Source organism: Streptomyces fuscigenes (assembly GCF_021556455.1).
Lineage (GTDB): Bacteria > Actinomycetota > Actinomycetes > Streptomycetales > Streptomycetaceae > Streptomyces > Streptomyces fuscigenes.
In genome coordinates, this window is record NZ_JAKGCV010000360.1 from 1 (window position 1) to 5,800 (window position 5,800).

Here is a 5,800-nt window from a genome sequence, read left to right on the forward strand (position 1 = left end):
CGGGAGGGCCACGACGCGAGCGCCTTTCTCGGACTTCTCTTCGGCGAGCCCGGACCGGAGCTGGGTACGGACGCGGGCTCGGTGGGGCCGGGGGACCGGCCGCGGCCGGTCCGCTCTTCACCGCGGCGGTGCGCCTCGGCCCGGCCCTGTTCGACGCGGCGAGCGGGCGGCTGGTGGAGCTGGGCGGCCTCCCGGTCGAGGGGCCCCGCCTCGACCTGTGGCGCGCGCCCACGGACAACGACCGGGGCTCGGACGAACCTGAGGCGGACCGCTGGCGGGCCGCGGGCCTGCACCGGCTGCACCACCGGACCGACGCGGTCGATCATGGCGGGGCCGGCGACCCGGGCACCCTCCTCGTACGGACCCGGGTGGCGCCCCCGGCCCGCGGCTTCGGCCTGTTCGCGGACTACCACTGGCACGCGGAGGGCGACGGCTCGCTGCGGCTGCGCGTCGACGTCGAGCCGGACGGCGTCTGGCCCTGCACCCTGCCGCGGCTCGGCCTGCGCATGGCGGTGCCGGGCGCGCTCGGATCGGCCGAGTGGTTCGGCGGGGGGCCCGGCGAGGCGTACGCCGACAGCCGGCAGGCGGCGCGCGTCGGCCGGTTCGCTGACGACGTGGACGCCCTCCAGACGCCGTACGTGCTGCCGCAGGAGAACGGCAACCGGGTGGACGCGCGGTGGCTGGCGCTCACGGCGCCCGACGGCTCGGGCCTGCGCGTCGAGGGCGTGCCCGTCTTCGACTTCGCGGCGCGGCGCTGGACGAGCGAGGAACTGGACGCGGCGGCGCACACCACGGACCTGGTGCCGGGCGAGCTGATCCACCTCAACCTGGACCTCGCACAGCACGGCCTGGGCTCCGCGTCCTGCGGGCCCGGGGTGCTGCCGCGGCACCGGCTGCACGCGGGGCGGGCGACCTTCTCGCTGGTCTTCCGTGCGGTGGCCGGCGCCGGCGGCTGAGCGGGCGGCGGGCAGCGTGCGCGGCGCCGGGGCGCCCGGAAACGGGGGTGCCCCCGCGCCGCCGCAGGCGCTACCGTCCCGCCGCATGGACCCCCTTTCACCCGTACCCGCGGGACCCGGCGACGGGACGGACCACGGCGGCTCGCACGCCGCGCGGGTGGCGGCCGCGACCGGCGAACGCGAGGCGCTGTGCGCCTTCCTGGACCGGCAGCGCGACGCCCTGACCCGCAAGCTCGACGGCCTCACCGAGGAGCAGGCCCGCTCGGCGCCCACGGCCGGCACGCTCACCCTGCTCGGCCTGCTCAGGCACGCGGCGATCTGGGAGCGGCGGTGGTTCCAGATCGTCTTCGAGGGCCGGGTGTTCCCCGGAGAGTGGCCCGAGGTGCCGAAGTCCGAGTTCAACGACGAGGACTTCGTACTGGACGGGCACGACACGGTCGGCCTGTGCCGGGAGCGCTACGCGGCCGAGGTGGCGCGGTCGCGCCGGATCGCGGCGGAGGCGGCGCTGGACACCCGGTGCGCCCGCCGCGAGTTCGAGGAGCTCACGCTCCGCTGGGTGCTGCTGCACATGATCGAGGAGACGGCGCGCCACGCGGGCCACGCGGACATCATCCGGGAGAGCCTGGACGGCACGACGGGGTTGTGAGAGCGGGCGGCGGCCGTGCCGCGCCCCGCCGGGCAGGTCCCGCCCGGGGGGCGTGCGCCCGGCGCGTCCGCCGCGCCTCGGCGCCGGGTGCGCACGGTCGCGTGGCATAGCCTCCTGACCATGAAGAACGAGACAGCAGAGGTTTGGCTCCCGTACGCGGCGGACGAGATAGACGGGCTCCCGGAGGGGCCGACCTACCGGTTCTGGGACGGGGAGCGGGAGTTCCCGGCGGACCCCGCCGACTGCGCCTTCTACGTCGTCCCGTACCTGAAGGGGCCCGAGGTCGCGGTCCGGCCGCTGGCGGAGATGCGCTCGCTGCGGGTGGTGCAGACGCTGTCGGCCGGCGTCGACAACGTCGTGCCGGGGCTCGCCGCCGTTCCCGCCGGCGTGCGGCTGTGCAACGCGAAGGGCGTCCACGAGGCCAGCACCGCCGAACTCGCGCTCGCGCTGACCCTCGCGTCGCTGCGCGACATCCCCGGCTTCGTCCGGGCCCAGGAGCGCGGGGAGTGGCTGTCCGGCTTCTACCCGGCCCTCGCGGACCGTTCCGTGCTGATCGTCGGGTACGGGTCCATCGGCTCCGCCATCGAGGACCGGCTCGCGGCCTTCGAATGCGCGCGGGTGGTGCGCGTCGCGCGCTCGGCGCGCGACACCGAGCGCGGCGCGATCCACGCGCTCTCGGATCTGCCCGCGCTGCTCCCCGACGCCGATGTCGTGATCCTCTCCACTCCGCTGACGGACGGGACACGGGGTCTGGTGGGGGCCGACTTCCTGTCCCGGATGAAGGACGGCGCGCTGCTCGTCAACGTCGCGCGCGGGGCCGTCGTGGACACGGACGCCCTGCTCCAAGAGGTCGCCGGCGGCCGGCTGACGGCTGCCCTCGACGTCACCGACCCGGAGCCGCTGCCCGCCGCGCACCCGCTCTGGCGCACGCCCGGCGTGCTCGTCAGCCCCCACGTGGGAGGCTCCACTTCCGCGTTCGAGCCCCGCGCGAAAAGGCTCCTCTCGACACAACTGACCCGGTTCGCCGGGGGTGAAGCGCTCCAGAACGTGGTAATGACCACAGAGTGATGTCGTCACGGAGTGCCCCTCCGTGACCACGCTGCGCAGTTGGCCGGAATCGGCGATACCGCAACACCCCTGCTCGTCACGGAGAGTAGAGAGACTATGTCCCTGAGTGACGACTCTGGTGTATCGTCCCGATCTGGGGGCTGCGTCGCGCGTGGGGCGGCGTCGGGGAGCGATCAGAATCCGAGGGGGGCGACGGGCGATGCACGGCCGATGGACCGACGAGACCGATCAACCGAGAGTGAAACGTCCCGGAGTGGACCGATGAGCGCCGAGGGGATCCTCCTCGGCCGCCGCCGGGCGTCCGGGGGCGGCAGCGCGGGGCTGCTCGGACAGCTTCTCCTCGCGCTCGTCTGCGCCGCCTATGCGACGGGGGCCGCGATGGGCTGGGGATCACACGAAGTCGCCGTCTTCATGGGCGACTTCGGGTTGAGCTTCGCGGCGCTGGTCGCCGCGGTGTCCTGCTTCCTCTACTCGCGCGGGCGCGGGCGCCGCTTCCGGCCCGCCTGGCTGCTGTTCTCGCTGTCGTCGTTCATGGCGGCCGGCGGCAACGCCGTGTGGGGGTGGTACGAGGTCGTCCTGCACGAGCCCGTGCCCGCCCCCTCGCTCGCCGACCTGTTCTTCCTGTGCTTCGCGCCCCCCGCCATCGTCGGCCTCCTGGTCCTCGCCAAGCGTCCCGTCTCCAAGGCCGGCTGGGTCTGCCTCGGCCTCGACGCCTGGCTGATCGGCGGTTCGCTGCTGACGCTGTCGTGGAGCCTCGCCCTGGCGCACACGGCCCGCGTCGACGGCCCCAGCGTCGCCCAGTCGGCGCTCGCCCTGGCCTATCCCCTGCTGGACATCGTGCTGGTCAGCATGGTGCTCGCGCTGCATTTCCGGCACACGGCGAGTCGCACCGCCGTCAACACGGCGATCAGCGCGCTCGCCCTGACCGTGCTGTGCGACGGGCTGTTCACCTCGCCGCTCCTGCGCGCCGACTACCGCTCGGGCCAGTTGCTCGACGCGGGGTGGTTCGCGGGCTCGCTGCTGCTCGCCTACGCGCCCTGGGGCGTGCGCCACGTGCCGGACGCGCCCCCGCGCCCCGCGCGGCCGAGGCGCCGCAAGGTCACGGGATCGCTCGCCGCGCTCACCCCGTACCTGGCTGCGGCCGTCTGCACGCTCGGCATCCTCTACACCGCGGTCGAGGGCCGGAAGGTCGACCGGGTCGTGATCCTCACGGGCTGCACGGTGGTGCTCGCCCTGGTCGTGCGGCAGGGCATCATGCTCGTCGACCACGTGGCCCTCACCCAGGAACTGGCCCAGAAGGAGAACCACTTCCGCTCGCTCGTGCAGGGTTCGAGCGACGTCATCATGATCGCGGCACCCTCCGGGGTCCTGCGGTACGTGAGCCCCGCCGCGTCCGGCGTGTACGGGCGGGGCGCCGAGGAACTGGAGGGCGAGGAGCTCGCCTCCCTGATCCACCCGGCCGACCTGGGCAGGGTCGTGCACGAGGTGCGCAGGTTCCTCGCGGCGCCGCCGGCCCGCGAGGCCAGCGCACGCGTCGAGTACCGCTTCCGCTCGGGCAGCGGTGACTGGCTCAACGTGGAGTCCACGGTCAACCGCCACGAGGACGGCCTGATCTTCAACAGCCGGGACGTGACGGAGCGGGTGCGCCTCCAGGCCCAGTTGCAGCACAACGCCGAGCACGACCCGCTCACGGACCTGCCCAACCGGGCGCTGTTCACGCGGCGGGTGGGCAGGGCCCTGACCGGCCGGCGCGCCGGCGACGCGGGGGCGGCCGTCCTCTACATCGACCTCGACGGCTTCAAGGGCGTCAACGACCGCCTCGGCCACCAGGTGGGCGACGAGCTGCTGATCCGCGCGGCCCGGCGCCTGCAGGCGTCCGTGCGCGCGGGAGACACCGCCGCGCGCCTCGGCGGCGACGAGTTCGCGGCGCTCATCCTCGACGACGGCGCGGCGCGCGCGCCGGAGCAGGGCGCGGACGGGCCGCACGGCGCGGACCCCCGGGAGGACGGGCCCGTGCGGGGAGCCGGGGAGGGGCCGGGGACCCGGGAGGACCGGGAGCGGATCGTCCAGGAGATCGCCGACCGGCTCCGGCTCACCCTGTCGGAGCCGTACCGCATCGAGGGGCACGACGTGCGGGTCGCGGCCTCGATCGGCGTCGCCTTCGCCGAGCCGGACTGCGAGCCCGCCGACCTGATGCGCAACGCCGACCTCGCCATGTACCGGGCGAAGGCGGCCGGCAAGAACCGCGTCGAGCTCTACACGCCGCATCTCCGCTCGGACGCGGTGCGCGGCGCCGAGCTGAGCGGCCGGGTCCGCAGCGCGCTGCACGACGGCGAGTTCGCGCTGCTCCACCAGCCTGTGGTCAACCTCACGACGGGCCGCGTCTCCGCCGTGACCGTGCAGCCGCGCTGGCGCGCGCCGCACGGGCTGCTGTTCACCCCGGCGGAATTCCTGCGGATCGCCGACGACCACGACCACGAGCGGGCCGCGGCCTTCGGGCAGCGGCTGCTGGAGGAGGTCGTGGAGCGGGCGGCCGAGCGGGCACGCTCCACGGGCCTGCGGTCCCCCGTCGTGGTGCGGCTCCCGGCCCGGCGCCTGCTGGACCGGCCGCCCCGGCTCGACTCGGTCGAGGCCCTGCTGGCCCGGCACCGGCTGCCGTCCGGTGCGCTGACGATCGAGCTGTCCGACGTGGACCACGGCATCGACCCGGACGAGTTGGAGCAGCGGCTGCTCGCCCTGCGCCGGCTCGGCGTGCGCATCGCGCTCGACGGGTTCGGCAGCGGCTTCTCCGCCATCCACGCGTTACGCAGGCTGCCGATCGACGTGCTGAAGCTGGACCGGGGGCTGGTGGAGGGCATCGCCGAGTCGCCCCGGCTGCACCGGATCGCCGCGGGGCTGCTGCGCATCGCGGGCGACCTGGGCATGTACTCCGTGGCGGACGGCGTGGACCGCCCGGACCAGGTACTCGCCCTGCGGGCGCTCGGCTGCACGCACGGCCAGGGGGCCGCGTTCTCGGGCCCGCTGGACGAGCACCGGCTGCGCCGCGCGCTGGGCCGGGGCTCGTACGCGCTGCCCGAGGCGGTGGACACCGCGGCCCGGCCGGCCGCGCGGACGGGCGCGCAGGCACAGG

At 75.0% G+C, this 5,800-nt stretch carries 4 protein-coding genes; all 4 read left to right on the forward strand.

Going from position 1 to position 5,800, the window contains the following annotated elements:
* Positions 1–128 precede the first annotated feature (128 nt).
* Entirely contained in the window at positions 129–956 is an 828-nt protein-coding gene (locus L1885_RS22310) for a beta-galactosidase small subunit (protein ID WP_235798954.1), read from the forward strand.
* A gap of 85 nt (positions 957–1,041) precedes the next feature.
* A complete protein-coding gene (locus tag L1885_RS22315; protein WP_235798955.1) occupies positions 1,042–1,602 on the forward strand; it encodes a DinB family protein in 561 nt (186 codons plus the stop codon).
* A gap of 120 nt (positions 1,603–1,722) precedes the next feature.
* Positions 1,723–2,670, forward strand: a complete 948-nt coding sequence (locus L1885_RS22320; RefSeq protein WP_235798956.1) for a 2-hydroxyacid dehydrogenase — start codon at positions 1,723–1,725, stop codon at positions 2,668–2,670.
* A gap of 261 nt (positions 2,671–2,931) precedes the next feature.
* On the forward strand, positions 2,932–5,800 hold a 2,869-nt coding region (locus L1885_RS22325; RefSeq protein WP_235798957.1), incomplete at its 3' end, for a putative bifunctional diguanylate cyclase/phosphodiesterase.

Bases quoted from the DNA above. Each gene is read 5' to 3' on its own strand.
- L1885_RS22315 (WP_235798955.1), top strand. From the start codon at position 1,042: ATGGACCCCCTTTCACCCGTACCCGCGGGACCCGGCGACGGGACGGAC.
- L1885_RS22320 (WP_235798956.1), top strand. From the start codon at position 1,723: ATGAAGAACGAGACAGCAGAGGTTTGGCTCCCGTACGCGGCGGACGAG.